Genomic DNA, 22,768 nt, shown 5'->3' with positions numbered 1-22,768 from the left:
CTAGCCTGGAGGAGTAGCAACCAGTGCGCCGAAAGGGAGAGACATGCCCCACCCGCATCGCAAGAACCTGCTCACCTCCGTCCAGATGGCCAGTTTCGTCGCCACCGGCGCGTTCCGGATGGACGCGGTCGTACCCGACGAGATGAACCAGCAGGCGATCGACGCCCTGTTGGCCGGCATCCCCGGCGTCCCGTACGGCACCCCGTTGTCCGAGGCGTTCGTGGACAACGAGTTCGTCCAACGGCTGGTGCAGCTGCCCGAGGTCGCGGGCGCCATCCACAGCCTGGTCGGCCCGGAGCCGACCGTCGATCACCACGCGGTCCACATCCGCAAGGCGAACGAGGGTGAGGCGCAGAACCTGCACGGCGACGCGATCATCGACGTCCGCGAGGACGCCTTCGACGTCCAGCTCATGTACTACCCGCAGGAGGTGACGCTCGAGATGGGCGGCACGCTCAGCGTCCCCGGCAGCCACCTGCGCAGGACGAACGAGTCGGACACCGGCCGGTACCAGAACCTGCTCGGCCAGACCCGGCTGACCTGCCCACCCGGCACGGTCGTCATCCTGCACCACGGCATCTGGCACGGCGGCCGCAAGAACGACAGTGACATCGACCGCTACATGTTCAAGATCCGCTTCAACCCGACCGTCCGCCAGGTCCGGCTGTGGAACACCGACGACCTGTACGACGACGCGGTGGCGGCCGAGCTCGGTCAGTCGTTCCCCTGGTACGAGAACGCGACCGGCCGGCTGGAGATCTACAACCGGGTCAAGTTGTGGCAGGCCCTGGCCGGCGACGACACCTACGACCCGGACTATTGGGTCACCAGGGTGTCCAACCGCCCGCGGCGCGTGGTCGCGCAGCGCAGCCTCAACCCGCACGCAGCGAAGAAGGAGATGGCATGAGCATCACCCCCGACCAGCAGGCTCTCGGCCTGCAGGCCACCGGCCAGCAGCTGGTTCGCCAGCAGGTCCTGGTGCTCTACCTGGCCTCGTCCGCGCTCGACTCGCGCACGGTCGGCTGGTCGACGTACGACGGGACCGGTGCGACGTCACCCACGACAGGTGACTCCGACGTCCCGCCGTACGCCAGCGGACTCGACGCGCTCAAGGACGGCTGGCGACTCTTCCAGGCCGCGCAACTGCTCCCACCGCAGCCGGGTCACGAGTACGACGTGTCGTTCCTCAAGCACGAGTTCTTCTTCGAGAAGCTCATCACGGTGTGAACAAGCCGTGCTGCATCGCGTACAGGGCAGCGGCCGCGCGGGTGGAGACCCCGATCTTGCCGTAGATGTGCTGCACGTGATGCTCCGCGGTGCGAGGTGCTACCACCAACTCCCGCGCGATCTCGGCATTGGAGTGGCCGCGCGCGACCAAGCGCAGTACCTCGACCTCGCGATCGCTGAGACCGGCAGGGCGGCTTATCCGGCGGCTGGGCACTCGTTGCCCAGCCGCCGTCAGCACTGCCCGGACACAGTCCGCGTCCAGCTGTCCCGCCGCGACCTGCTCGAGTACTGCGTCTGCCGCGGCCGCAGGTGAGAGCGCGGACCGGTGCGGGCGATCCTGAGTGAGCGCCTGGTAGACGTCAGCGGCAGCGAGCAGCCGCGCGGCCAGGGGGAGTTGGGAGCCTCGCGACTGGAGGGGATAGCCGGTGCCGTCCAGACGTTCGTGGTGGAGGCCGGCCAAGGCCGCGATCGGTTCGAGGGCAACGGATCGGGCAAGGATCCGCTGGGAGTGGTACGGATGCAGCCGGACCTGCTCCCAGTCACTGCGGCGGAGCTGGCCGGGTCGTTCCCAGACTCCGGTCGGCACAGCCACCCGTCCGAGGTCGTGCAGCAGCGCGGCTCGGCGCACGGTGGCCCGCTCGGCATCGCTCAACCGGAGCGTCTTGGCCGCCTCGTCCACCAGCGCCGCGACACCGGTCGAGTGCCCGAACAGGTACGGCGACTTGAGATCGACGAAGTAGCCGAAGGTCCGCGCCAGCTCGTCCAGCTCCTGCTCCGGAATGCGGCAGTGCGGCTCCGGCTCGGCTTCAAGCGTCTCCTGCCAGACGTCGATCGTCGCCAAGCCGTCCAGCAGCCCCTGGTCGAAGAGCCCGACCAGCTCCGGGTCGAGCCAACCTCCTTGCCGCTTGCGAAACGCGGCCTCTACCGCTGACGGACCACCGAGACCGTCGAAGATGACCGCCTGGGTGGCGACCTCGGCGATCCTGGTCGCCAGTGCGATCTCCTGGCCGGTCAGGCCTTTCGGCGTACCGCTGCCGTCCCAGCGTTCGAGGCTCTGGTAGAGCGCCTCGGCGACCGCCGGTCCCAGTCCGAGCCGGGTGGCGAGCATGCTGCCGACCTCGCAGACGGCCAGCAGCAGTTCCGCCTCACCGGACGCACCGGCCTTGATCGTGCGAGCGACGTACTGGAGGCGTCGTGCTCCAGTCCCACGGCCTACCTGCAGGAGCATGGCCGCGGACTCGCGCCGGCTTGCGCTGTCCGTCCGCTCCGCCTGCGGACGGAGCTCGGCTGCGCGCGGGCCGAACAGGTGGGCCTCCTCGTGAGTGGTCGCCGTACAGCCGAGGTGGCGGAGCAGCGTCGCGTAGTACACGGTCCGTTGCTCCGTGGCGGGCAGGTCGAGGCGGCGGGCGAGCCGGGTCGCGACCAGGCAGCAGCGGATCGACTTCTCCGGTGGCTGCGCCATGGCCAGGTCCAGGGTCACCGACAGCGCGCAGAGCAGGTCGGCGAGCCGCAGATCGTCATCCGCCATCGAAACCCTCCGTCGAAGGATGGGCAGAACTACCGATGCCCCGGCGGGCGCCGTACGGCCATTGTGGGCCTTACAGCCCGTAACGGAGCAGGGGGAGCATCATGAGCCGCACAGCGCCGACCGTTGCCAGACCACGTTTGGTCACCCCGCAATTCGCTCTGCTGGGGGTGGCAGCGCTCGCCTACTTCGTCGCGGACGGCGTGCTGGTGCCGACCGTGCCGCTGTACGTCACCGGGCGACTCGCCGGGGACGACGTGGCGGTGGGGCTGACTGTCGGGGCGTTCAGCGTGTCCGCGCTGTTGCTGCGGCCATGGGTAGGGCGACTGGTCGACCGGCGCGGGCGGGCGATCGCGATGGTTGCCGGTGGGCTCATCTTTGCCTTGTCGGTGGCGGGCTATGGGTTGGCGAACAGTGTTGGACTGCTGGTCGCGTTGCGGTTGCTGACCGGTGTCGGGGAGGCGTTCTTCTTCGTCGGGGCGGTCACGGCGATGGGCGATCTGGCGCCGGCCGAGCGTCGCGGCGAGGCGATCAGCCTGTTCTCCCTGTCGCTGTACATCGGGCTTGCGGTGGGCCCGCCGCTCGGGGAGACGGTGATCGACGCTGCTGGTTTCGGGGCGGTGTGGCTGGTGTCCGCGGCCGCGGCCGGGCTCGCAGTACTGCTGGCACTTCAGGGTGGCGACACCCGCCCCGCCTTCGAAACCGGTACTCCGAACCCATCCGGCCAGCGGTTGATTCATCCAGCGGCCGTGGTGCCGGGGCTGTTGTTGCTCGCGCTGGTGTGGGGGATGGCCGGGTTCCTGGCCTTCGTACCGCTCTACGCGCTGGATCTGGGGTTGCCGGGTTCGGGGATGCTGCTGTTCGGCTTCGCGGCGATCGTGGTGGTGATCCGCAGTGTGGGCGCACGGATCCCGGATCGGCTGGGCGCGGCAAGGAGCGTTCGGTTGGCGCTGCTCTGCAGTACGACCGGTCTGGTGATCATCGGTGGCTGGCGCGCCGTGCCGGGCCTCGTGGCCGGAACGGCGGTGCTGGCCGTCGGGATCGCGCTCGGTACGCCGGCGATCATGATGCTCGCGCTCGAGCGGGCGCCGGCGAGCGAGCGTGGTGCGGTCATGGGCACGGTGTCGATGAGCATCGACCTGGCGCTGGGCCTCGGACCGGCGACTTTCGGGCTGGTCGCCGCCGGCCTCGGGCGGGGTAGCGGATTCCTTGCCGCCGGGCTGGTGGCTGCCGCGGGGCTGAGTCTCGCCTCGCGCACCCGGGCAGCCGCAGCCAGGTAGTACAGGCTGGTCCTAGTAGGGCAGGACACAGACCGGTTTTGGCCAGGTCAGCGGCGTCCCCGTTGCGGTGAGGGCGCCGCTGCTCTGGTCGACGGTGAAGACCGCGATCGAGTCGGAGCGCTCGTTCCCGGCGTACAGCTCGGTTCCATCCTTGCTGAAGGCGAGGTGCCGCGGCCAGGTCCCGCCGGAACCGATCGTCTGGATCAGCTCCGCCTCGAGTCCCTCCGCGCCGGTCTCGAACACCGCGATCGTGTCGTCGCCGCGGTTGGAGCCGTAGACGAACCGCCCGTCCGCCGACACCAGCACCTCGGCCGGGAAGTTGTCGCCCTCGGCATCGTCCGGCCGCGTCGACACCGTCTGTACTACGGCCAGCTTGCCCTCCGAGTAGCTGCACACGGTCAGCGTCGAGTCGAGCTCGTTGATCAGGTACGCCGCTGCGCCGCCCGGGTGGAAGACGAGATGGCGCGGCCCGGCACCCGGGTGGATCTGCAGGCGGCTCACCTCTTCGAGCCGGCCGTCGGTGCTGAGTGTGGACACGTAGACAGTGTCCGAGCCGAGATCGATGTCGAAGGCAAACGATCCCGACGGGTCGAACGTCACCTGGTGGGCGTGCGGCCCTTCCTGGCGCTCCTCGTTCGGGCCGGAGCCCTCGCGCCGCAGGATCTGGCTCGGGTCGCCGAGCGACCCGTTGCCCTTGATCGGGTGGATCGCGACCGACCCGGAGCCGTAGTTGGCCGACAGCAGGAACTTGCCGGACGGGTCGAGCTGGAGATGGCACGGGTGCGCGCCACCGGTGGGCTGATGATTGAGGAACTCCAGCGTGCCGCCGTCCCCGACCGCGAAGGCACTGACCCGGCCCGAGTCCAGTTCGTTGGTCGCGTAGAGGTAGCGCCCATCGGCCGAGAGCGTCAGGAACGACGGGTTGGCCGTCGGCGCGACGACCTGCAACTCCTCCGGCGTACCGAACCCGATGCCGTCGCCGCCACCGTCCTGAGTGGTGTAACTACCGACAAAAATCTGCTCCGAGGTCATGCCCCCACCCTGCCAGGTAACTCACCTGCGGACACTCCTGACTCCTCGTAGGCTCACGTCATGGACACCGCAGCCTTCCTCCGCCGCATCGGCGTCGCCGGCCATGACCGCCCGAGTGTCGAGGGACTCTCCGAGCTGCACGCCGCCTTCGTCGACCAGGTGCCGTACGAGACCGTGCAGTACCAGTTCGGGGGAGGTGGACCGATCGATCCCGAGGCAGTGGCAGCGCGGATCATCGCCCGCGAGGCAGGCGGCTACTGCTTCCAGATGAACGGCGTCTTCGCCCACCTGCTGACCGAGCTGGGCTACGAGGTCATCAAGCACCGCGGCGGAGTACAGACCCCGACCCGGCCGAGGGTGGTGGACGCCAGTCACATGGTCCTGACCGTGCTGCTCTCCTCGGAGGAGTGGCTGGTAGATGTCGGCCTCGGCGACGGCCTGCTGAGGCCGATCCCGTTGCAGGCGGGCGCCAGGGCCGAGCAGGTGCCCTTCGTGCTGTCCCTGCGGAGGTCGGACATCGTCGACGGGTGGCGGCTGGATCACGACCCGCGCAGCAACCTGCTGGGGATGGACTTCGAGTCCGCGCCGGCCACCTTCGCCGACTTCGAGGAGCAGCACAAATACCTGTCCGAGTCGCCGGACTCACCGTTCGTGCGGGTCTGCTCAGCGTTCCTTCGCCGGGCCGAGAGCACGGCGGTCATCCGCTCCGTCGGCTTCACCCAGACCTACACGGACCGGATCGACAACCAGATCATCGAGCAGCCGACCGAGTACTTCGACGTCCTGGCCGACGTCTTCCACCTGCCGCTCCCACACCTGTCCCGCACGGATCGCGATGCGCTCTGGCGCCGCGTCTGGGCGCAGTACGAGGCCTTCCTCGCTCGCCAGGAGGCTCCGACCACCTAGAGCGTGATCTGGGTGATCGCTGTGGTGAGGGCCTTGCGGGCGGTGGGGGACAGGACGGTTGTCAGGGCTTCGACGCGCTCGGTGAAGGCGGTGTGGGCCTGGTCGGCGAGCTTGTGGCCGCCGGGTGTCAGGACGATCTGACAGGCGCGGCGGTCGGTGGGGTGGGCGTTGCGGGCGACCAGGGAGCGGCGTTCCAGCCGGTCGACCATGCTGGTCAGGCTGGAGCGTTCGATGCTCAGGATGCGGCTCAGGTCCGTCATGCCCTGCGGGCCGGCGAGCAGTACGCAGAGCAGGTGGGCCTGCTGGGGAGTCAGGCCCAGCGGGCGGCTCGTTTCGGCGTACAGGTCCTGGAGGACGTGCATCAGCCCGACCAGGGAGCCGACCAGCTCGGTATGCGTTGCCACCCCTGCACTGTAGTCCGTCCTCCGGACTGTTTGCGCTTCTGATAGTTAGTAGGCCTAGTATTTAGGTCTACGAACTATCTAGGAGGCAGAGCATGACGGTGCACTTCGGGTACGGCTTGCCCGCGGACGTCCGCGCGGTGTCCGACATCATCCGGCTGGCCGAACAGGCCGACCGGGACGGGCTCGACATCCTCTCGCTCTCGGACCACCCGTATCTCCCGGACCTGCTCGACCCCTACGCGGCGCTCGCCTTCCTGCTCGGCCGCACGACCCGCATCTCCGCGCTGGTCAACGTCACCAACCTCCCGCTGCGCCCAGCGCCAGTGCTGGCCCGTACCGCGTCCTCGCTGACCGCGATCTCCAACGGCAGATTCGTGCTCGGCCTCGGCGCGGGTGGCGCGTGGGACAAGATCGAGACGATGGGTGTGCCGCGGGTCCGGCCGGCCGAGGCCGTCGAGGCGTTCGAACAGGCGATGATCCTGGTCCGCCAACTCTCCGGCGGCGGCCCGGCCGTCACCGACCCGTACTACGGCGTGACCGCGCTCGTGCCGTCCCGAATCCCGGCGCCACCGATCTGGACAGGCTCCAAGGGCCCCAAATCGTTGGCCGCAACCGGCCGTCAAGCCGACGGGTGGATTCCGGGTCACGCCGCAGACTGGCTCACGGAGCACTGTCGCCAGGCCCGGCCGATCATCGACGAAGCGGCCTCGGCCGTCGGCCGCAAGCCGTCCGACATCGCCACCATCTACAATTTCCCAGGCAGGATCACGACCCAGCCGCTCGCGCAGACCCGCGACGGCGACGGCCGCTGGATCGGAGGTTCAACCGCTCAATGGGTGGAAGAGCTGACCTCCGCCGTGCTCGACCACGACGCCGCCGGCTTTACCTTCTTCCCGGCCGGCCCCGACTCCCCGGAAACCACTCTGAGCCGCTGGTCCCAGGAAGTCGTGCCCGCCGTCAGGGCCGCGATCGGGTAGCTGCTACTCCTCGATGGCGCCGCCGACAGTACGAAGGTGCTCGCGGAAGGTCAGCAACGGCCGCTCCTTCCGCGCCTCGAGATAGGCCGCGAACTGCACCTGCTCACGCAACGAAGTACCGGCGTGGATCAGCTCGGCCTGCCGGCGTTCGGTCGCCTGGATCGACTCCGCGAGCCCCAGCAGTTCGTCGACGCGGTCCGCGGGGATGAAGACGACGCCGTCCTCGTCACCCAGTACTACGTCGTCGCCCGTGACGGTCCACTCTCCGACATTGGCGGACTCCAGCGCATCCTCCGGCAGCGGATCAAGGCGCAGCGGCCCGGTCGGCATCGCGCCGAGGCTGTAGACGGGCATGCCGATCGCCTGGATGTCGACGGTGTCGCGGTGCAGGCCCCAGACGACCAGGCCGGTCACTCCGGCGGCCTGCGCCTCCAGGGCGACCAGGTCGCCGACACAGGCCTCGTCGCGTCGGCCGGCGTTGTCGACGACGAGTACGTCGCCGGGCTCGGCCGTCTCGAACGCTTCCAGGAAGACGTCGACGCTCCCGACATGCCGCGCAGGCAGTACTCGTCCGGCGACGCGCGCCGGGATGACGGGTTGCAGCGACACCGTCCGTACCGGCACACCGGCCCGCAGGCAGGCGTCGGCGACGTGAGCAGTGGTCAGATTCTCGAACCGCTTCAGCAGATCAGCCATTCCCTGACTTTAGTCAGAGAATCGATACCCCACCAGGACCTTTCGGTACTGCGCCCCAACGGGCAACTCGCTAGCGTCGAAGAAACTGGACGACCTCGGGAAGACCCGGCTGGTAGCCGTCGGTCGTGTCGACGGTCAGCGTGGGGACCGCCAGGGCGATCGGGTCGAAGGCGTCGTGGCCGCGGCGCCAGGTGTCGGCGGATCGGTGGCCGTCCTCGTGGGCCTTGCGGAGAGTGTTCTCGGCGGCGCGGGTGGCGATGCGTGCCTGGGCGACCTCGGCGGAAACCGTGCAGTGGACGATCCGGACGTCGGCCAGCCCTAGGAACGGTGTGAGGCCCGGTCGCCAGATGCGGTCCTGGAACGCGGCCTCGGCGACCACCGTCGTACCGCGGCCGATCAGCAGCCCGAGGATGTCGAAGAACGTCGCAAGCGTGCGCATCGTGAGCGGATCGCCGGGACCCGGGACGAACCCCGGGGTCGCGTGCGCCATCCCCTCCTTGATCTCGTCCCGGCAGATCGCCGGACAACCGACCGCGGCGGCAACCTGATGGGCGAGCGTGGTCTTGCCGCTCCCGGGGGGACCACTGACCACGATGAGCATGGGCTTCGCCGACACCCGGGCACCTTAGCGCCCTGCCGACCTGCCCCACGTCTGTCCCGATCTGCCCAGCGTCTGTCCGGATATGACTGGACGGCGCGGGACGCCGGTTCGCAGGATGGCTGTGTGACCACCTACTCCGCTGTCCGGACCACCGGGATCTACTGCCGTCCGGGCTGTGGCGCTAAGCCGTTGGCGGAGAACGTGCAGACCTTCGAGCTCGTGGCTGCCGCCGAGGCCGCCGGGTTCCGCGCCTGCCTGCGCTGCCGCCCGTACCGCGTCGCCGGGACCGTGGCGGATGAAGCACCCGAGCTCGTCTGCCGCGCAATACAGCTGATCATCACCGGAGTGCTCGACGACGCTGACGAGACGGCGCTGGCAGCCCGGCTCGGTCTGTCGGCGCGCCACCTGCGCCGGATGTTCAACGACCATCTCGGCGTCACCCCGGACCAGTTCGCCCGCTCCCGCAGGGCGCACTTCGCCCGCCGGCTGCTGGACGACTCGGACCTGACGATCGCCGACATCGCCTTCGCGTCCGGTTTCGGCAGCCTGCGCCAGTTCAACCGCGCGATGCGTGAGGTGTTCCGGTCAACCCCACGCGAGCTGCGCGACCGGCGCCGGCGTACCGATCGGATGGTTGCCGACGGCGGCCTCGTACTGCGGATGCCGTTCACCCCGCCATACGACTGGGAGGCGATGATCGACTTCCTGGCCGGCCACGCGATCCCCGGGGTGGAGTCTGTTGCCGATGGCATCTACCGCCGGGCGATCGCCCTCGATGGCGATCCGGGGCTGCTCGAGATCGGCCCTGGTGGCGCTGACCATCTGCTGTTGCGAGCCCATCTTCCTTACTGGGAAGGCGTGATCCACGTTTTCGAGCGGGCGACCCAGCTCGTCGGCCTTCCCTTGATCAAGGCCCGGCCTGGGATCAGGGTCCCGGGCGCGTGGGGACCGTTCGAGACCGCGGTCCAGGCGGTTGTCCGGGATCTGGCGCCGACCGAGGCGGACGAGATTCTCGGCCAGCTGGTCAAGAGCACCGGTACGCCGGTGGCCGGGCTCGGTCATGGGTTGACCCACGCCTTCCCCTCGGCGGAAACCCTGGCAGCGCAGTACGACGGACCGGGCCGAGTTGGTGAGACGCTCCAGGCGCTGGCCAAAGAAGTTGCGGCAGGCAACGTGAGGCTGGATGGTGCCGAGTCGCTCGAAACTCTCGTCTCGGCACTCATCCGCATCGACGGAGTCAGCGAGACCGCTGCCCGTCACGTCGCTTCGAGGCTGACCTACCTATAACTAGCGCAACAGCTTGTTGCTCTGGGCAAAGTCGCCCGCTGCCGCCAAGGCGTTGTAGGTGCCGATGGCAAGCAGTTCCCGAGCTGCGGCGGTCGCCAGCCCGTAGGCGCCTGCGCTGATCGCCGGGCCGACACTGATCCGGGCGACTCCCAGCGCTGTCAGCTCGCTGATCGTCGGCGCGCCCGGGCCGGTCATCACGTTCAGCGGAAGAGTCGATCCGGCAACGAGTTCGCGGATGGCATCTGGGTCGACTACGCCTGGTACGAACAGCACGTCCGCGCCGGCTTCGGCGTACAGGCTGGCTCTTTCGAGTGTTCCGCTGCCGTCGCCGAACAGGTGCGTGTCGGTCCGCGCGTTGATGACCAGCTCGATGCCAGAGGCAACTGCTGCCTGTCGAGCTGCGGCGATTCGCTCGGCCAGCACTGACGGATCCACCAGCACGTGCTCGATGCTGTCTTCGAGGTTGATGCCGACGACACCGATCTCGATGGCCTCGGCAACGGTCTCACCAACCTCGGCCGCTGTCGCGCCGTACCCGGACTCGAGATCCGCGGTGATCGGGACGGAGACGACGGCCGCGATGCGTCGCAGTACGGCGAGCGCGGTGGTGCGGGTGAGACCGCCCGCGTCCGCGACTCCCTCGGCCCAGGAGACCCCGGCGCTCGTCGTCGCGACCGCCTTGGCCCCGGCCGCCTCGATCGCGCGCGCCGAGCCGGGATCCCAGGCGTTCGGCAGGACCAGCGGCCCGTTCTCGTGCAGTGCCCGGAACGCCCTGGCCTGTGCTGCTCGGTCGATGGTCACAGGCTGATCAGCAGTTCGTGGTCGACCTCGACGAACTCGACCATCAGGTCGCCGAGCTCCTCCTCCTGCCCCGGCCCCTGTGGCCCGTACGCCAGCACGACCTCCTCGGCCTTCGACTGATTGCCGTCCTTGAGCTTGATGGGGAATACCTTTGCGAGCACTTTCTTCCTCCTGGTCGATGCGTCCTCAGGAGACAAGCCTCGCCCGCTGACCAGGCTCAGGTCTGGCCATATTCGGCCACCTACGTCCTTCCGCTATTTGAGACGATATGTCTCATTTGTCAAGATTCAGGGCTAGGGTGAGCGTGTCGGCGAGGACGAAGGAGTCCCTGATGAATAACGTGTACACGCACGGCCACCACGAATCCGTACTGCGCTCGCACAGTTGGCGTACTGCCGAGAACTCGGCCGGCTACCTGTTGCCGCAGTTGCGTCCCGGTCAGACCTTGCTGGATATCGGCGCGGGTCCCGGGACCATCACCGCCGACCTCGCCAGGCTGGTCCAGCCGGGCCGGACGACGGCACTCGAAGCCAGCGAGAGCGCGCTCGACATCACCCGCGCGACCTTCGCCAAGCTGGACGTCTCAGTCGACTTCGTCGTAGGCGACGTCCACCGGCTCGACCTGCCGGACGACTCGTACGACGTGGTCCACGCGCACCAGGTCTTGCAGCACGTCGCCGACCCGGTGCAGGCGTTGCGCGAGATGCGCCGCGTCTGCAAGCCAGGCGGGATCGTCGCGGCACGGGACTCGGACTACCGCGCTTTCACCTGGTTCCCGGAGTTGCCGGAGCTCGACGAGTGGATGGCGCTCTATCAGCGAATGGCCCGCGCCAACAGCGGCGAACCCGACGCGGGCCGCCGTCTCCTGTCCTGGGCCCGGGCCGCCGGCTTCGAGAAGGTGGAGGCCACGGCAAGCAACTGGACCTTCGCCAATGAGGCCGACCGCGCGTGGTGGGGCGGCATGTGGGCCGACCGCATCCTCCACTCCGCCCTGGCCGACCAGGCGCTGGCGTCCGGCGTACCGCAAGAAGCCCTGGACCGAATCTCCGAAGCGTGGCGCACCTGGGCAGCCGACCCCGCGGGCTTCATGTCCCTCCTCCACGGCGAAATCCTCGCCACCGCCTGAGGGGTCAGTTGGCCAGGACGACCAGATAGTTGTTGGGGTCGCGAAGCCAGATCTCTTCGTGGTGAGCGTTGGGATTGTGGTGCAGGGCGGTCTGGACGGTGGCGCCAATCCGCGCGGCACGGGCGATGGCCGGCTCGAGGGCGCCGAGCTGGAACCAGAGGGCGACCCCGTTGCCCAGCGGGAGTGCGGGGTCGCCGATCGTGCCGTGGTGGTGGCCGACTTCCAGCCTGTGCAGTTGGAGGACCAGTTCGCCATCGACGAGCACCTGCTCGTACTCCGGTCCACCGTGGCCGCTCGTCGCGCCCAGGACTTCGCAGTACCAGGCGCTGCTCTTCTCGACGTCGGTCACGACGATCATCGGTTGCGGTCGTACGGAAGCAGTCATGATGGCGACGTTAGGCGCCGCCGGAGCCGCCAGTCTTGAAGGAATGGGCACGCTGGCGGGAGGTTTCGTAGAGGATTGTGGTCGCGGCGTTGGCTGCGTTGAGGGAACTGGCGGAGCCGGTCATCGGGATTCGGAGAAGGTGGTCGGCCAGTTCCTTCCAGGCGGTGCTCAGGCCGGAGGTCTCGTTGCCGATCAGCAGCAGCGTCGGGCGGGTCAGGTCGAAGTCGTAGATGTCGGCCTCACCCTTCTCATCGGTGCCGACCACGACTATCGGCGTACCGCCGGCACGCTGCTGCTCGACCCACGCCATCACCTCCCGCTGCGACGGCACCCGCACAGCCGGTACTGCGAACAGCGATCCCGTGCTGGCCCGAACCGCCTTCGGGTCGTAGATGTCTGCGGCGTGCCCGGTGACGATCAGCCCGTCGGCGCCAAAGGCATCGGCGGAGCGGATGATCGAGCCGATGTTGCCCGGACCGGTCGGCCGGTCGAACACGACGCCGAGGAAGTCCGGGCCAACCTTGATCCGCTCGAGGTCGTCGGCCGGCATCTCCACGACGGCGATCAGCTCGGGTGGCGTCTCGTCCTTCTCGCCCAGCTCGGCGAGCAACTCCGGCGCCATGCTCACCCGCTCGGCCCCGCGCTGCCCCTGAAGCAGCTCGGCCGCCCAGCGCGACAACGGCCGCTCCGAGTCGTGGATCAGCGTCCGCACGGTCCAGCCGTGCTCGACCGCCAGGTTGATCGGCCGGACGCCCTGGACGAGGAACTCCCCGGCCCGCAACCGCTTGTTCCGGTTGCCCAGCAACGCCTGCCACACCTGAAAGCGGGCATTCCGACTACTGATCCGCTGCGCCACAGCCACCCTCTCCATCACCAGCCCCACCCTACGAGACCTCACCCACCTGATCATTCGCCCCCTTTTGACCCTCCAGCAGACCGTTCGGTGCTGTGCGCAGGTTGCGAGGGTCAAAAGGGGGCGAATGATCAGGTGGGTGGGTGCTCAGGCCAGCTTGCGTCCCAGGAAGTCCCTGATCAGGGTGGCGATCTCGGGGGCGTTGGATTCCAGGGCGAAGTGGCCCGCGTCCAGTAGGTGGATCTCCGCGTCGGGAAGGTCGCGCTGGAAGGCCTTGGCGCCGGCTGCCGGGAAGATCTCGTCGTTCGCACCCCAGGCCGCGAGCAGCGGGACCTGACTGGTCCGGAAGTACTCCTGGAACTTCGGGTACAGCTTGAAGTTGTCGAGATAGGTGCGGACCAGATCGAGCTGCACCTGCTCGGCGCCCGGCCGCGCGAGCAGCGACAGGTCGTGCTGCCATGCATCCGGGCTGAGCAGGCTCTGATCCGGTACGCCGTGCTGATACGCCCACTTCACCAATGCCGTGCTCTGCGGCCCTGCGGCTGCATCGGCGGTCTCCGGTGTCGGGTTGGCGTCGTACGCGACGACGTCGGCCCACATGGCCTCGACGTACCCGTCCTCGTAGGCGTTCCCGTTCTGGGTGATGATCGCCGTGATCCGCTCCGGGTGCTCCAGCGCCATCCGCCAGGCGATCGGCGCGCCGTAGTCCTGCACATAGACCGCGTACTGCGTCAGGCCGAGCTTCTCGGTGAAGGCGGTCGTCAAGGCGGCCAGCGCGGCGAAGCTGTACTCGAAGTCGTCAGCCGACGGCATCGCCGAGTAGCCGAAGCCGAGGTGGTCGGGCGCGACCAGGTGATACCGGTCCTCGAGCAGCGGAATCAAGTCGCGGAACATGTGCGAGCTGGTCGGAAACCCGTGCAGGAGCAGCAGGGTCGGCGCGTCGGACGGGCCTGCCTCGCGGTAGAAGAGCTGGTGTCCGCCGACCTCGACAGTCCGGTGATGAACGGTCATCGTCTAACCCCTTTGAAAGTTTTATCTGGTTACAAGACACAGCAAACACCCTGCCGGTGTAACCTGTCAACATGGCTAATGGGGTTATGTCCAATGATGCAGTACTACTCGAGCTGCTCAACTCGGCGCCGATCGTCGACGGCGTACCGACCGATGAACTGCGCGGCGCGGGCGCATCCGGCTGGCTGCGAGCGCACGGCATCCCCGGTACGCCGACGGCCGCGCGCGAGATCCGCGACGCCATCGCCGGCGTAGTACGGGACGAGCAACCGGCGGCCAGTCTGCAGCGGTTCCTCGATGGCGTGCGGCAGGTCCCCGTGGCCGGGGAGTCCGGCGTGGAGTGGAAGGTGGAAGGCGCCCGTTTCGCGGCCCGGGCGGTGCTCGCGTGGGCTCAGGTCCAGGGTCGGTTGCGGCCGTGCGAGAACGATGCCGAGTGCACCCTTTTCCTCATCGACCGGAGCAAGGCGAACGCCCGTCGCTGGTGCTCGATGTCAACGTGTGGCAACCGGTTGAAGGCCCGGCGGCATCAGGATCGCCTTCGAAATACGGACTGAGTGCAGTACGGACTGAGTCAGGCGTTCGAACTTGCCTGGCGGCTCTCGACGACCCGGGCGCACAGCTCCATCAGCTCGGGCTCGTTCTTCACGATCTGCTTCGCTTTGGGGCCGAGGGCAATGATGTGGTCGCGGGAGACCTCCAGCCGGCGGAAGATCCGCTCGCGCTCGGCCGGGTCGTTGGTGTACTCCGCGTCCAGGTAGGCGAGCGCGTCACGGCGTACGTTGGCCATCGCTGTCTGGGTCCGGCCGCGGGTGCTGAACAGCGACGCGAGGACGGTGACCACCAGCACCACCAAGATGACGACCAGCGACAGGCCGGTGCTGATCTCGGTCACCTCGATGTGCTCGCCGCCGTTGATGAACGGCAGGTTGTTCTCGTGCAGGGCGTGCAGGATCAGCTTGGCGCCGATGAAGGCGAGGATGGTGGCGAGCCCGAAGGACAGGTAGATCAGCCGGTCCAGCAGGCCGTCGAGCAGGAAGTACAGCTGGCGCAGGCCGAGCAGACTGAACGCGGTCGCGGTGAAGACGATGAAGACGTTCTGGGTCAGCCCGAAGATGGCCGGGATCGAGTCCAGCGCGAACATCAGGTCGGTACCGCCGATCGCCACCATCACCAGCAACATCGGGGTCATCATCCGGCGGCCGTCCTGGACGGTGATCAGCCGGTCGCCGTCGAAGTTCTCGGTGGTCGGGAACAGTCGCCGGGCCAGCCGGACCACCACGTTCTGCGCCGAGTGCGACTCCTCGGTCGACGGCTTGAGCATGTTGCCGGCGGTCAGCAGCAGGGCCACCCCGAACAGGTAGAAGACCCAGGCGAAGGTGTTGAGCAGTGCCGAGCCGAGGAAGATGAAGCCGGCCCGGGCGATCAACGACATGACGATGCCGGCCAGCAGCACCTTCTGCTGGTTCTCCCGCGGGACCCGGAAGCTCGTGATGATGATCAGGAAGACGAACAGGTTGTCGACCGACAGGGCCTTCTCGGTGATGTAGCCCGCGAAGTACTCCGAACCCATCGCGCCGCCGCCGATGATCAACGTGCCGAGCCCGAAGAGCAGCGCGATCCCGACGTACACGCTGGACCACAGGGCCGCCTCGCGCAGCGTCGGTACGTGCGCGCTGCGGACGTGGAAGAAGTAGTCGAAGGCGAGCAGGGCGAGGATTCCCGCCACCGTCAGGATCCAGACCAGCGGGGACACGGTCATCAGCGGTTCCGATCGCGAGGGGCTGAGCGTCGTCGCCCAGCCAACCACGGCTGCCCGGCCGTGTCGCCGAACGACATCAGCTGAGAATTTGCCGAAAAGGCATCTTTGCACTTTGGGCAATTTTTGCTACCGTCGTGGTCATGGAGACGGCAGGGCTGCGGGAGCGCAAGAAGCAGGAGACCCGGATCGCGCTGAGCTGGGCGGCGGTCCGGCTGACGGTCGAGCGTGGATTCGACAACGTGCGGGTGGAGGACATCGCCGCCGAGGCCGGGGTCTCGCTGCGCACGTTCCGGAACTACTTCTCCAGCAAGGCCGAGGCGATCGCCGCCCGGCACGTCGAACGCGTACTGCGAGTCGCCGGCGAGCTCCGCGCCCGCCCGGCCGAGGAGTCGCTTTGGGAGGCGATCCGCGCCGCGATCGAGGGTCAGTTCCCGCTCGGCGAGGAAGGGCATGGCGGGAAGCAGAAGCCGGATGGGCAGTGGCTTGCCGGTGTCCAGTTGATGATCACCGAGCCCGCGCTGCAGGGTGCGCTGGCCAAGGCGAACGCAGCCGCCGGCGAGGAACTGGTCGCGGCGATCGCCGATCGGACGAAGACCCAAGGCCTGTATCCCCAACTGGTCGCAGCCGTCGTCGGGGCGGCGACCGAGGCGGCGATGGCGGAGTGGCTCCGGGCGGATCCGCCCCGATCGATGCAGGACCTGCTGGCCGAAGCGCTCGACCGGGTCGAGGCCGGGCTGCCCGAGCCCGGCTGATCTCCCCTTGAACGAATCCCCGGGAAGTTCCCGGGGCGATGAGTCACGCCCGAAAACCGACTGGAAGGACACTGCTCATGCTGCAAGACGTCGTGATCGCCGGTGCTGGACCGAATGGGCTGATGCTTGCCTGCGAGCTTCGGCTGGCCGGCTTGCGCCCGATCGTGCTGGAGAAGCTGCCGGAGCGCAGTACGGAACCGCGGGCCAATGGCCTGGTCGGCCAGGTCGTCCGGATGCTCGACCGCCGCGGACTGTACGAGCCGCTGGCAGGCAAGGCTGGTCCGCCTGAACCTGCTGCTGGGTTCGTCTTCGGGGCATTGCCGCTGCGCCTCGATCTACTCGATGACAATCCGCTCTACCTGCTCGGAGTGCCGCAGGTCCGGATCGAGGAAGTGCTCCAGGAGCGCGCTCTCGAACTCGGCGTCGAGATCCGCCGCGGGCACGAGCTGACCGGACTCTCGCAAACCTCCGACGCGATCACTGCTCAGATCGCCGGACCGGACGGCAGCTACGAACTGCAGGCCCGGTACTTCGTCGGCGCCGACGGTGGCCGCAGCTTAACCCGCAAACTCGTCGGCATCGACTTCCCCGGCGTCACTCGAGACAACCTGGTCTCCCGTACTGCGAGCGTGACCGTGCCGGACGGTTGGGTCGACCCGGCGACGCTCGCGTTGACCGTACCCGGCTACGGAACGATCCCGCCGTTCAGTCATCAACGCACCGAGCATGGGGTGTTCGTCTTCGCGCCCTTCCCCGGTCGGGCGCCGGCGGTGAGCACCATGGAGTGGGACGAGCCTTCGGAAGGGCCGGTGACCTTGGCAGAGGTCCAGGCGAGCGCTCAGCGCGTGCTCGGAGTGGAACTGCCGCTCTCGCCTGCCGAAGGAAGTGGTCCGCACGTGCTCAGGCGAGTTGCCGGAGGCAACAGTCGGCTGGCCGACCGGTTCCGCGAGGGCAGGGTCTTGCTGGTCGGGGACGCGGCGCACGTGCACTCGGCGGTCGGCGGACCCGGGCTGAACCTCGGCCTGCAGGACGTCGTCAACCTCGGCTGGAAGCTCGCGGCCGAGATCCAGGGCTGGGCGCCGGCCGGGTTGCTCGACAGCTATGAGGCTGAACGCCGGCCGGTCGGGCAGCGGGTCGTCATGCACACGCAGGCGCAGTCCGCGCTCATCGCACCCGGCAGCGAGGTGACGGCTTTGCGCGAGCTGTTCACGGAGCTGCTCGGGAATCCGCGGAACGTGCAGCACCTCGCCGACCTGATGTCGGGCGCCGACATCCGGTACTACGAGGGCGCGCATCCGCTGGTCGGGCGGTGGGCGCCGGACCTGGTGCTCGATCGCGGCGCCGGGCCGGTGCGGCTGGCCTCGGTGACGCGGGCGGCACGTCCGTTGCTGCTCGACTTCTCGCCGGACTCGTCGTTTGCTGCCCAGTTCGGCGATGAGTTTGCTGATCGCATCGAGGTGGTTGCCGGGAGCACCGAAACCGCCGGGGTGCCGATGGCGTTGTTGCTCAGGCCGGATGGGTATGTCGCCTGGGCTGCGGAGGGAGTTGGTGCCGCGGAGCGGGAGGGATTGCGAGCTGCTGCCGGCCGTTGGTTCGGAGTACCGGCTCAGCGGCCTTTGACCAGTGCGACCAGATAGCGGCAGGCGGTGGCTGTCGGGTTGATGAAGGTGCAGGGTGCGGGGGCGCCGAGTTGGAGGCAGTCGCCGGTGGCTAGTTGGTGCAGTACTTCGCCCTCGCGGAAATGCAGGTCGCCTTCGAGGACCCAGATCTGCTGATATTTGAAGATATAGGCGTCGGCCGGGTAGGAGACCGAGGCGCCTGGTGGGAGCTCGACCTCGACGAGCTCCAGCGGACCTTCGGCGGCGGGCGAGATCGCGCGGCGCCGGTAGCCGGTCGCTGGGTCGGTCCAGCTGGGCTGGTCCACAGTGCGACGGAGGAGCTCGCCGGTGCCTCCTTCGGCGCGCGCGACCAGCTCCGACAGGGTCAACCCGAGCGCGCCGGACAGCCGGCCGAGCAGCACTGCGGTCGGCTGGGCCTCGCCGCGTTCGATCTTGCCGATCATCGCCCGGGAGACGCCGGAGCGGTCGGCGAGCGCGTTGACCGACAGGTCGCGGCCGAGCCGGGCGGACTGCAGGGTTGCGGCGAGCGAGGCGGAGAGCGGATCTTGCATGGTTGCCACTATAGCGGCATGTGTGGCTACTATCGTGGCATGGGAAAGATTCGGGATGCCTCGGAACTGGATGCCGAGGCCTGCGCAGCGATCTACGCGCCGTACGTGCGCGACACCGCCATCACCTTCGAACTCGACCCGCCGACGGTCGACGAGATGGCCGAGCGCATCGCGCGATCGGTACGGACGCACGCGTGGCTGGTGCTCGAGGATGACGAGGGGTGCGTCATCGGGTACGCGTACGGCGGACAGATGAAACCGCGGGCGGCGTACCGGTGGTCGTGTGAGGTCAGCATCTATCTGGAGCCGGGGCGTCGGCGTACGGGTGGAGGGCGCGCGCTTTATGAAGCCCTCTTCGAACGGCTGACGGCGCGTGGCTATCGCACAGCAGTCGCCGGCATGACCCTCCCCAACCCAGCCAGCGAGGGCCTGCACGCGGCGCTCGGCTTCGAACCCATCGGCACGTACCGAAAAATCGGCTGGAAACACAACGCCTGGCACGACGTCGCCTGGTCCCAACTCCCCCTCGCCACCGCCGAAGACCCACCGGTCGAACCCACCTAAGAGCTTTTCCTCCTCAACCGGCGAGGCGGGATCGGCCTTGGGCGGGCTGTGCGCCATCGACGCTCGCGTGGTGGTGCCGTGATACTTGGCGGATGGAGTATGTCGCGCGGGCGCCGCGGCCTTCGTTGGCGGCCATTGTGGATGACCTCTATTACCTTGCCGGTACGCCGCCGTATCCGCGGTTCACCCTTCCGCCGATGCCTTCGGCGTTGGTGATCATCAATCTCGGGGATCCGTTTCGGGTCACTCATCCGGGTGGGACTGAGGACTTTGCGGATGGGTGCGTTTGGGCAACGCCGACGAGTTGGACGACCTTCGAGTACCCGCGGTACACCAGGTCGGTCGGCGTGCATCTCAAGCCATGGGGGTTGGCGCCGCTGACCGGCGTACCGGCGGCGTTGCTTGGGGTGCCGGTTTCGGTTGAGGCGGTTTGGGGTGTTGCTGCCAAGGAGTTGGCTGATCGGCTCGATGGTGCCGCGACGGTTGGGGCCATGCTGGACATCTTCGAAGCCGCGCTCGTGGATCAGTTGAGGCCGGTGGCTGGGCTTGGGCTGGTGCGGGAGACGAGCAGCCAGATCCTCCGGAGTGCGGGCAGCCTCTCGGTCGCGAGGCTGACCGAGGCGGCCGGTGTCAGCAGCACGCATCTCGCCGGGCGGTTCAAGCACTTGGTGGGGATTACGCCGAAGCGTCTCGCGCGGACGTATCGCTTCGCCGAGGTCGTCAAGTCGATCAACCCGGGCTGCGACGTCGACTGGGCCGAGGTCGCGCATCGGGCCGGGTATCACGACCAGCCGCATTTCAACCATGAGTTGCGGCAGTTCACTGGGCTCACGCCAACGGCGTACCTCGAGCTGCGTCGCCGGTTCGCCGCGGAGCATCCCGACAGCGCGCTCGACGTCGGGCCGCTGCCGACCGTCTGATCGCAGGGGTTTGATTTTCTACAAGCCAGCTCACGCGATGACAGGTCACGATGGGGGCATGACCAAGGTGATCATGCAGACAATCGTGTCGGTTGACGGATTCATCGCGACAGACGACGACCAGGTGGGACCGCTGTTCGACTGGTTCGGGACCGGCGACACGCCGCTGTACGAGAACGAGTCGGTGCTAGTCACCAAGCAGTCCCACGACTACTACCGGCCGAAGCTGGACGCGATCGGCGCGCTGATCGTCGGCCGGCACGTCTTCGACATGACCAATGGCTGGGGAGGCAAGCCGCCCGCCGGGGAACACTGCGTGGTCGTGTCGCATCGCACTGCGCCCGAGGGCTGGGATGCGGACGCGCCGTTCCACTTCGTCGACAACGTGACCGATGCCGTCCGCCTGGCCAAGGAACTCGCCGGGGACCGGACCGTCTCGATCGCGGCCGGTGACGTCGGCGGGCAGATCTTCGCGGCCGGGCTCGTCGACGAGGTTGCGCTCGACGTGGTGCCGGTGGTGTTCGGCACGGGCAAGCGGTACTTCGGCTCGCTCTCGAAGCAGGTCATGCTCGAGGACCCCGACGAGGTCGTCCAGGGCGACCGAGTCCTGCACCTGCGCTTCCGCGTCCGCAACTGAACCACTTGCACTTGCCACTCCGGACCGCCATCACACACCAACCCCGCTGGCGCGTGCCATTGCCTCGGTGGGTCAGGCGTGGCTGAGCCTCTCGACCCAGCTGGTCGCCGGCTTGGCATGTGGTGGCGGTCCGGGTGCCCCCGGTATCGGGTGAGGAGGGGAGATGGGTGAAGTGCCTGTGCGGCGGGCGGTCGAGGCGGATGAGGCGGCGTTGCTGCAGATCGAGTTGACGGCGTGGGATGGGTCCTCGGGTTTCCCGTCGCTGACGGCGCCCGACAAGACCACGTTATTCAGCGAGCGCAGTGGCCCGGACGCGCATCTGGTCGCCGAGGTCCACGGCACGAACGCCGTCGCAAGGCGACTCTACGAGCGCCACGGTTACGTCGTCGAAGGAACCCACCCACGCGAGTTCCTGATCGAGGGCCAGTACGTCGACAGCCTCGATCTAGCCAAGTTTCTCTAGAGCTACGGATTGACACCGTGCTCGCGAAGCCAGGGCGCCGGGTTGATCGAGCCGTCGCCGCCGGGCAGTACTTCGAAGTGCAGGTGCGGGCCGGTCGTGTTGCCGGTGACGCCGATCGATCCGACCTGGCTGCCGGCCTGGACCGTGTCGCCGACGGAGACGGTGAACTCGGACATGTGGCTGTACGACGTGACGGTGCCGTCGGCGTGGCGGACCTTCACCTGTCGACCGTAGGCGCCTTCGTAGGCTGCCTGGATCACTTCGCCGGCCATCACGGAGCGGATCGGCGTACCGAGCGGGGCCGCGAAGTCGAGGCCGGTGTGGTTGCGTGCCCAGCGTCCGCCTGCCTGACCGAAGGTGGCGGTCAGGCGGTAGCCGGTGGTCGGCAGCACGACCTTGGGCGCTGCCTTGGCCTCTGCCGCTGCCTTGGCGATCGCAGCGGCCTTCGCGGCTGCTGCTGCCTTGGCGACGGCGGCCGCCTTGCGGGCCGCGAGTGCCTTCGCCGCCGCCAGCGCCAGGGCGCGGCGCTTGGTCAAGGTCGCGTTCGCGGCCAGCTTGGCGGCGCGGGCCTTGGCCACGGCGGCCGCGGCGGCCTCTGCCTTGCGGGTCGACTCGAGCGACAGGTCGAAGCGCGACGCGTCTCGCGAGGCGAGTTCACGGCGCTCGATTCGGGCGATGGTCATCGCGTCGAGCTGGCTGGAGGTGGCGCTGGTGCCGGCATTGGCCGGACCGGAGGACGGGGAGACTGCGACGGCGCTGGTGCCGGCGGCGGCCGCGAGGGCCGCGGTCAGGCCGACCAGCTGGACGCCACGGGAGGAGGAGCGACGGGTCAGGCGGTGCTTCGCCACCCGACGCGCGCCGGCCGGAGTACGACGAGGTGCCGCACGTCCTGCTTCCGACACGTCATGGTGAGGGGACACGAGAGCCTTCCAGAGTCGAGTTGCCGCCGGGGTCCTCCCCAGCGGCCCAATGACCATAACGGGGAGGTAACGAACACCTCAAACGCGCATTGCGACCAGATCACCGAATCTCACTACCCACGGTGATCTTCGTACTCCCGCCCGTCGATCGTCAGGCGTGGCTGGGACTCGTGGGTAGTTGAAAGCGGACGTGATCGGGATCACCCGAGTCGCAGCGACCTGCGGCCCTGGAAGCCGTGATGAAACGTCCAGAATATGAGAGGTTTGTCGACCGACTTACTAAACATTCACCGCCCTCCCATACTGGAACCATCAGGTCCGAGGAAGGGAGACGGTGATGTCAGAACCAGCGCGACGCGAACTCGCCTACTACCGTCTCCACATCGATCTGCAGCGCGTTTCCAGCGCCCTCTGTCTGCTCTGACTGCTCTCTGAAGCACCCCTGTCATGACGGCCCGTCAACGGGTCCGTC

The 22,768-nt window shown here is 68.1% G+C and carries 28 protein-coding genes; 15 read left to right on the top strand and 13 right to left on the bottom strand.

All coding sequences use genetic code 11. The annotated features are described in order from the left end of the window. The first annotated feature begins 43 nt into the window (after nucleotides 1-43). Nucleotides 44-907, top strand: coding sequence for a phytanoyl-CoA dioxygenase family protein (locus A3ES_RS0117815; RefSeq protein WP_020388194.1), 864 nt, complete (start codon nucleotides 44-46; stop codon nucleotides 905-907). Continuing rightward, nucleotides 904-1,227, top strand: coding sequence for a hypothetical protein (locus A3ES_RS0117810; RefSeq protein ID WP_020388193.1), 324 nt, complete (start codon nucleotides 904-906; stop codon nucleotides 1,225-1,227). Before A3ES_RS0117815 ends, A3ES_RS0117810 begins: the two co-directional genes overlap by 4 nt. Here the strand turns inward: A3ES_RS0117810 and A3ES_RS0117805 are convergent. Further along, nucleotides 1,217-2,755, bottom strand: coding sequence for an HD domain-containing phosphohydrolase (locus A3ES_RS0117805; protein ID WP_020388192.1), 1,539 nt, complete (start codon nucleotides 2,753-2,755; stop codon nucleotides 1,217-1,219). The genes A3ES_RS0117810 and A3ES_RS0117805 overlap by 11 nt on opposite strands. Before the next feature lie 101 nt (nucleotides 2,756-2,856). Here A3ES_RS0117805 and A3ES_RS0117800 point away from each other — a divergent pair, with 101 nt between their 5' ends. Next, nucleotides 2,857-4,032: an MFS transporter gene (locus A3ES_RS0117800; protein ID WP_083933504.1), complete on the top strand. Its 1,176-nt coding sequence runs from the start codon at nucleotides 2,857-2,859 to the stop codon at nucleotides 4,030-4,032. A 12-nt stretch (nucleotides 4,033-4,044) separates the two neighbouring features. Here the strand turns inward: A3ES_RS0117800 and A3ES_RS0117795 are convergent, their stop codons facing one another. Next, a complete protein-coding gene (locus tag A3ES_RS0117795) occupies nucleotides 4,045-5,064 on the bottom strand; it encodes a lactonase family protein (RefSeq protein ID WP_020388190.1) in 1,020 nt (339 codons plus the stop codon). Between the two features lie 60 nt (nucleotides 5,065-5,124). Between A3ES_RS0117795 and A3ES_RS0117790 the strand changes: the two genes are divergently transcribed. Beyond that, nucleotides 5,125-5,970: an arylamine N-acetyltransferase family protein gene (locus tag A3ES_RS0117790; protein ID WP_020388189.1), complete on the top strand. Its 846-nt coding sequence runs from the start codon at nucleotides 5,125-5,127 to the stop codon at nucleotides 5,968-5,970. On the opposite strand, the gene A3ES_RS0117785 is transcribed toward A3ES_RS0117790, so the two are convergent. Further along, nucleotides 5,967-6,374 (bottom strand): MarR family winged helix-turn-helix transcriptional regulator, encoded by a 408-nt coding sequence (locus A3ES_RS0117785; protein WP_020388188.1) that lies wholly within the window; start codon nucleotides 6,372-6,374, stop codon nucleotides 5,967-5,969. The two genes, A3ES_RS0117790 and A3ES_RS0117785, sit on opposite strands and share 4 nt — an antisense overlap. A 92-nt stretch (nucleotides 6,375-6,466) precedes the next feature. Here A3ES_RS0117785 and A3ES_RS0117780 point away from each other — a divergent pair, with 92 nt between their 5' ends. After that, nucleotides 6,467-7,351, top strand: a complete 885-nt coding sequence (locus A3ES_RS0117780; RefSeq protein ID WP_020388187.1) for an LLM class flavin-dependent oxidoreductase — start codon at nucleotides 6,467-6,469, stop codon at nucleotides 7,349-7,351. 3 nt (nucleotides 7,352-7,354) lie between these two features. Here A3ES_RS0117780 and A3ES_RS0117775 read toward each other — a convergent pair whose 3' ends face one another. Together A3ES_RS0117775 and A3ES_RS0117770 are read right to left on the bottom strand one after the other, a co-directional pair. Next, the gene (locus A3ES_RS0117775) at nucleotides 7,355-8,047 is read right to left on the bottom strand and encodes an RraA family protein (protein WP_020388186.1); all 693 of its coding nucleotides are present in this window, start codon (nucleotides 8,045-8,047) and stop codon (nucleotides 7,355-7,357) included. Nucleotides 8,048-8,117: 70 nt separating this feature from the next. Beyond that, on the bottom strand, nucleotides 8,118-8,663 hold the full coding sequence (locus A3ES_RS0117770; protein WP_020388185.1) for a P-loop nucleotide/nucleoside kinase family protein: 546 nt from the start codon (nucleotides 8,661-8,663) through the stop codon (nucleotides 8,118-8,120). 108 nt (nucleotides 8,664-8,771) lie between these two features. On the opposite strand from A3ES_RS0117770, the gene A3ES_RS0117765 reads away from it, so the two are divergent. Then, nucleotides 8,772-9,935, top strand: coding sequence for a helix-turn-helix domain-containing protein (locus A3ES_RS0117765; protein WP_020388184.1), 1,164 nt, complete (start codon nucleotides 8,772-8,774; stop codon nucleotides 9,933-9,935). Here the strand turns inward: A3ES_RS0117765 and A3ES_RS0117760 are convergent, their stop codons facing one another. Beyond that, complete coding sequence (locus A3ES_RS0117760) at nucleotides 9,936-10,736, bottom strand: isocitrate lyase/PEP mutase family protein (RefSeq protein ID WP_020388183.1); 801 nt, start codon at nucleotides 10,734-10,736, stop codon at nucleotides 9,936-9,938. Beyond that, nucleotides 10,733-10,897 carry a hypothetical protein gene (locus tag A3ES_RS54080; RefSeq protein ID WP_020388182.1) on the bottom strand — a complete coding sequence of 55 codons (165 nt, stop codon included), beginning with the start codon at nucleotides 10,895-10,897 and terminating at the stop codon, nucleotides 10,733-10,735. The genes A3ES_RS0117760 and A3ES_RS54080 overlap by 4 nt, the downstream gene beginning before the upstream one ends. A gap of 170 nt (nucleotides 10,898-11,067) precedes the next feature. Between A3ES_RS54080 and A3ES_RS0117750 the strand changes: the two genes are divergently transcribed. Continuing rightward, nucleotides 11,068-11,862: a methyltransferase domain-containing protein gene (locus A3ES_RS0117750; protein ID WP_020388181.1), complete on the top strand. Its 795-nt coding sequence runs from the start codon at nucleotides 11,068-11,070 to the stop codon at nucleotides 11,860-11,862. A gap of 4 nt (nucleotides 11,863-11,866) precedes the next feature. On the opposite strand, the gene A3ES_RS0117745 is transcribed toward A3ES_RS0117750, so the two are convergent. The 3 genes from A3ES_RS0117745 to A3ES_RS0117735 all read right to left on the bottom strand — a co-directional run bounded on the left by A3ES_RS0117745 (nucleotide 11,867) and on the right by A3ES_RS0117735 (nucleotide 14,111). Next, complete coding sequence (locus A3ES_RS0117745; RefSeq protein WP_040454898.1) at nucleotides 11,867-12,247, bottom strand: VOC family protein; 381 nt, start codon at nucleotides 12,245-12,247, stop codon at nucleotides 11,867-11,869. A 10-nt stretch (nucleotides 12,248-12,257) separates the two neighbouring features. Further along, nucleotides 12,258-13,118, bottom strand: a complete 861-nt coding sequence (locus A3ES_RS0117740; protein WP_020388179.1) for a TrmH family RNA methyltransferase — start codon at nucleotides 13,116-13,118, stop codon at nucleotides 12,258-12,260. 129 nt (nucleotides 13,119-13,247) lie between these two features. Continuing rightward, the gene (locus tag A3ES_RS0117735; RefSeq protein WP_020388178.1) at nucleotides 13,248-14,111 is read right to left on the bottom strand and encodes an alpha/beta fold hydrolase; all 864 of its coding nucleotides are present in this window, start codon (nucleotides 14,109-14,111) and stop codon (nucleotides 13,248-13,250) included. A gap of 71 nt (nucleotides 14,112-14,182) precedes the next feature. Here A3ES_RS0117735 and A3ES_RS0117730 point away from each other — a divergent pair, with 71 nt between their 5' ends. Then, entirely contained in the window at nucleotides 14,183-14,665 is a 483-nt protein-coding gene (locus tag A3ES_RS0117730; RefSeq protein ID WP_026162961.1) for a CGNR zinc finger domain-containing protein, read from the top strand. 17 nt (nucleotides 14,666-14,682) lie between these two features. Here the strand turns inward: A3ES_RS0117730 and A3ES_RS47480 are convergent, their stop codons facing one another. After that, on the bottom strand, nucleotides 14,683-15,870 hold the full coding sequence (locus A3ES_RS47480) for a TerC family protein (protein ID WP_051084743.1): 1,188 nt from the start codon (nucleotides 15,868-15,870) through the stop codon (nucleotides 14,683-14,685). Nucleotides 15,871-16,010: 140 nt separating this feature from the next. On the opposite strand from A3ES_RS47480, the gene A3ES_RS0117720 reads away from it, so the two are divergent. Then, nucleotides 16,011-16,622 carry an acyl-CoA-like ligand-binding transcription factor gene (locus tag A3ES_RS0117720; protein ID WP_020388175.1) on the top strand — a complete coding sequence of 204 codons (612 nt, stop codon included), beginning with the start codon at nucleotides 16,011-16,013 and terminating at the stop codon, nucleotides 16,620-16,622. Between the two features lie 77 nt (nucleotides 16,623-16,699). Then, on the top strand, nucleotides 16,700-18,259 hold the full coding sequence (locus tag A3ES_RS0117715; RefSeq protein WP_020388174.1) for an FAD-dependent monooxygenase: 1,560 nt from the start codon (nucleotides 16,700-16,702) through the stop codon (nucleotides 18,257-18,259). Here the strand turns inward: A3ES_RS0117715 and A3ES_RS0117710 are convergent. Then, nucleotides 18,229-18,792 carry a helix-turn-helix domain-containing protein gene (locus A3ES_RS0117710; protein ID WP_020388173.1) on the bottom strand — a complete coding sequence of 188 codons (564 nt, stop codon included), beginning with the start codon at nucleotides 18,790-18,792 and terminating at the stop codon, nucleotides 18,229-18,231. The genes A3ES_RS0117715 and A3ES_RS0117710 overlap by 31 nt on opposite strands. 39 nt (nucleotides 18,793-18,831) lie before the next feature. Here A3ES_RS0117710 and A3ES_RS0117705 point away from each other — a divergent pair, with 39 nt between their 5' ends. From A3ES_RS0117705 to A3ES_RS0117690, 4 genes are all read left to right on the top strand, one after another. After that, nucleotides 18,832-19,356 carry a GNAT family N-acetyltransferase gene (locus A3ES_RS0117705; RefSeq protein ID WP_040454920.1) on the top strand — a complete coding sequence of 175 codons (525 nt, stop codon included), beginning with the start codon at nucleotides 18,832-18,834 and terminating at the stop codon, nucleotides 19,354-19,356. Nucleotides 19,357-19,448: 92 nt separating this feature from the next. After that, nucleotides 19,449-20,276 (top strand): helix-turn-helix domain-containing protein, encoded by an 828-nt coding sequence (locus A3ES_RS0117700; RefSeq protein WP_020388171.1) that lies wholly within the window; start codon nucleotides 19,449-19,451, stop codon nucleotides 20,274-20,276. Between the two features lie 58 nt (nucleotides 20,277-20,334). Continuing rightward, complete coding sequence (locus tag A3ES_RS0117695) at nucleotides 20,335-20,913, top strand: dihydrofolate reductase family protein (RefSeq protein WP_020388170.1); 579 nt, start codon at nucleotides 20,335-20,337, stop codon at nucleotides 20,911-20,913. A 163-nt stretch (nucleotides 20,914-21,076) separates the two neighbouring features. Then, complete coding sequence (locus A3ES_RS0117690; RefSeq protein ID WP_020388169.1) at nucleotides 21,077-21,376, top strand: GNAT family N-acetyltransferase; 300 nt, start codon at nucleotides 21,077-21,079, stop codon at nucleotides 21,374-21,376. A 2-nt stretch (nucleotides 21,377-21,378) separates the two neighbouring features. On the opposite strand, the gene A3ES_RS0117685 is transcribed toward A3ES_RS0117690, so the two are convergent. Continuing rightward, complete coding sequence (locus A3ES_RS0117685) at nucleotides 21,379-22,296, bottom strand: M23 family metallopeptidase (RefSeq protein WP_237744981.1); 918 nt, start codon at nucleotides 22,294-22,296, stop codon at nucleotides 21,379-21,381. Between the two features lie 337 nt (nucleotides 22,297-22,633). Between A3ES_RS0117685 and A3ES_RS57095 the strand changes: the two genes are divergently transcribed. Beyond that, the gene (locus tag A3ES_RS57095; protein ID WP_420323146.1) at nucleotides 22,634-22,720 is read left to right on the top strand and encodes a putative leader peptide; all 87 of its coding nucleotides are present in this window, start codon (nucleotides 22,634-22,636) and stop codon (nucleotides 22,718-22,720) included. Nucleotides 22,721-22,768 lie beyond the last annotated feature (48 nt).

The organism is Kribbella catacumbae DSM 19601 (assembly GCF_000372465.1).
GTDB lineage: Bacteria > Actinomycetota > Actinomycetes > Propionibacteriales > Kribbellaceae > Kribbella > Kribbella catacumbae.
The sequence above is the reverse complement of the archived record's forward strand: the minus strand, read 5'-3'. Positions and strand labels throughout refer to the sequence as shown.

Coding starts and splice junctions, on each gene's coding strand:
- A3ES_RS0117815 (WP_020388194.1), top strand. CDS start 44: ATGCCCCACCCGCATCGCAAGAACCTGCTCACCTCCGTCCAGATGGCC.
- A3ES_RS0117810 (WP_020388193.1), top strand. CDS start 904: ATGAGCATCACCCCCGACCAGCAGGCTCTCGGCCTGCAGGCCACCGGC.
- A3ES_RS0117805 (WP_020388192.1), bottom strand. CDS start 2,755: ATGGCGGATGACGATCTGCGGCTCGCCGACCTGCTCTGCGCGCTGTCG.
- A3ES_RS0117800 (WP_083933504.1), top strand. CDS start 2,857: ATGAGCCGCACAGCGCCGACCGTTGCCAGACCACGTTTGGTCACCCCG.
- A3ES_RS0117795 (WP_020388190.1), bottom strand. CDS start 5,064: ATGACCTCGGAGCAGATTTTTGTCGGTAGTTACACCACTCAGGACGGT.
- A3ES_RS0117790 (WP_020388189.1), top strand. CDS start 5,125: ATGGACACCGCAGCCTTCCTCCGCCGCATCGGCGTCGCCGGCCATGAC.
- A3ES_RS0117780 (WP_020388187.1), top strand. CDS start 6,467: ATGACGGTGCACTTCGGGTACGGCTTGCCCGCGGACGTCCGCGCGGTG.
- A3ES_RS0117775 (WP_020388186.1), bottom strand. CDS start 8,047: ATGGCTGATCTGCTGAAGCGGTTCGAGAATCTGACCACTGCTCACGTC.
- A3ES_RS0117750 (WP_020388181.1), top strand. CDS start 11,068: ATGAATAACGTGTACACGCACGGCCACCACGAATCCGTACTGCGCTCG.
- A3ES_RS0117745 (WP_040454898.1), bottom strand. CDS start 12,247: ATGACTGCTTCCGTACGACCGCAACCGATGATCGTCGTGACCGACGTC.
- A3ES_RS0117740 (WP_020388179.1), bottom strand. CDS start 13,118: ATGGAGAGGGTGGCTGTGGCGCAGCGGATCAGTAGTCGGAATGCCCGC.
- A3ES_RS0117735 (WP_020388178.1), bottom strand. CDS start 14,111: ATGACCGTTCATCACCGGACTGTCGAGGTCGGCGGACACCAGCTCTTC.
- A3ES_RS0117730 (WP_026162961.1), top strand. CDS start 14,183: ATGGCTAATGGGGTTATGTCCAATGATGCAGTACTACTCGAGCTGCTC.
- A3ES_RS47480 (WP_051084743.1), bottom strand. CDS start 15,870: ATGACCGTGTCCCCGCTGGTCTGGATCCTGACGGTGGCGGGAATCCTC.
- A3ES_RS0117720 (WP_020388175.1), top strand. CDS start 16,011: ATGGAGACGGCAGGGCTGCGGGAGCGCAAGAAGCAGGAGACCCGGATC.
- A3ES_RS0117715 (WP_020388174.1), top strand. CDS start 16,700: ATGCTGCAAGACGTCGTGATCGCCGGTGCTGGACCGAATGGGCTGATG.
- A3ES_RS0117710 (WP_020388173.1), bottom strand. CDS start 18,792: ATGCAAGATCCGCTCTCCGCCTCGCTCGCCGCAACCCTGCAGTCCGCC.
- A3ES_RS0117705 (WP_040454920.1), top strand. CDS start 18,832: ATGGGAAAGATTCGGGATGCCTCGGAACTGGATGCCGAGGCCTGCGCA.
- A3ES_RS0117700 (WP_020388171.1), top strand. CDS start 19,449: ATGGAGTATGTCGCGCGGGCGCCGCGGCCTTCGTTGGCGGCCATTGTG.
- A3ES_RS0117695 (WP_020388170.1), top strand. CDS start 20,335: ATGACCAAGGTGATCATGCAGACAATCGTGTCGGTTGACGGATTCATC.
- A3ES_RS0117690 (WP_020388169.1), top strand. CDS start 21,077: ATGGGTGAAGTGCCTGTGCGGCGGGCGGTCGAGGCGGATGAGGCGGCG.
- A3ES_RS57095 (WP_420323146.1), top strand. CDS start 22,634: ATGTCAGAACCAGCGCGACGCGAACTCGCCTACTACCGTCTCCACATC.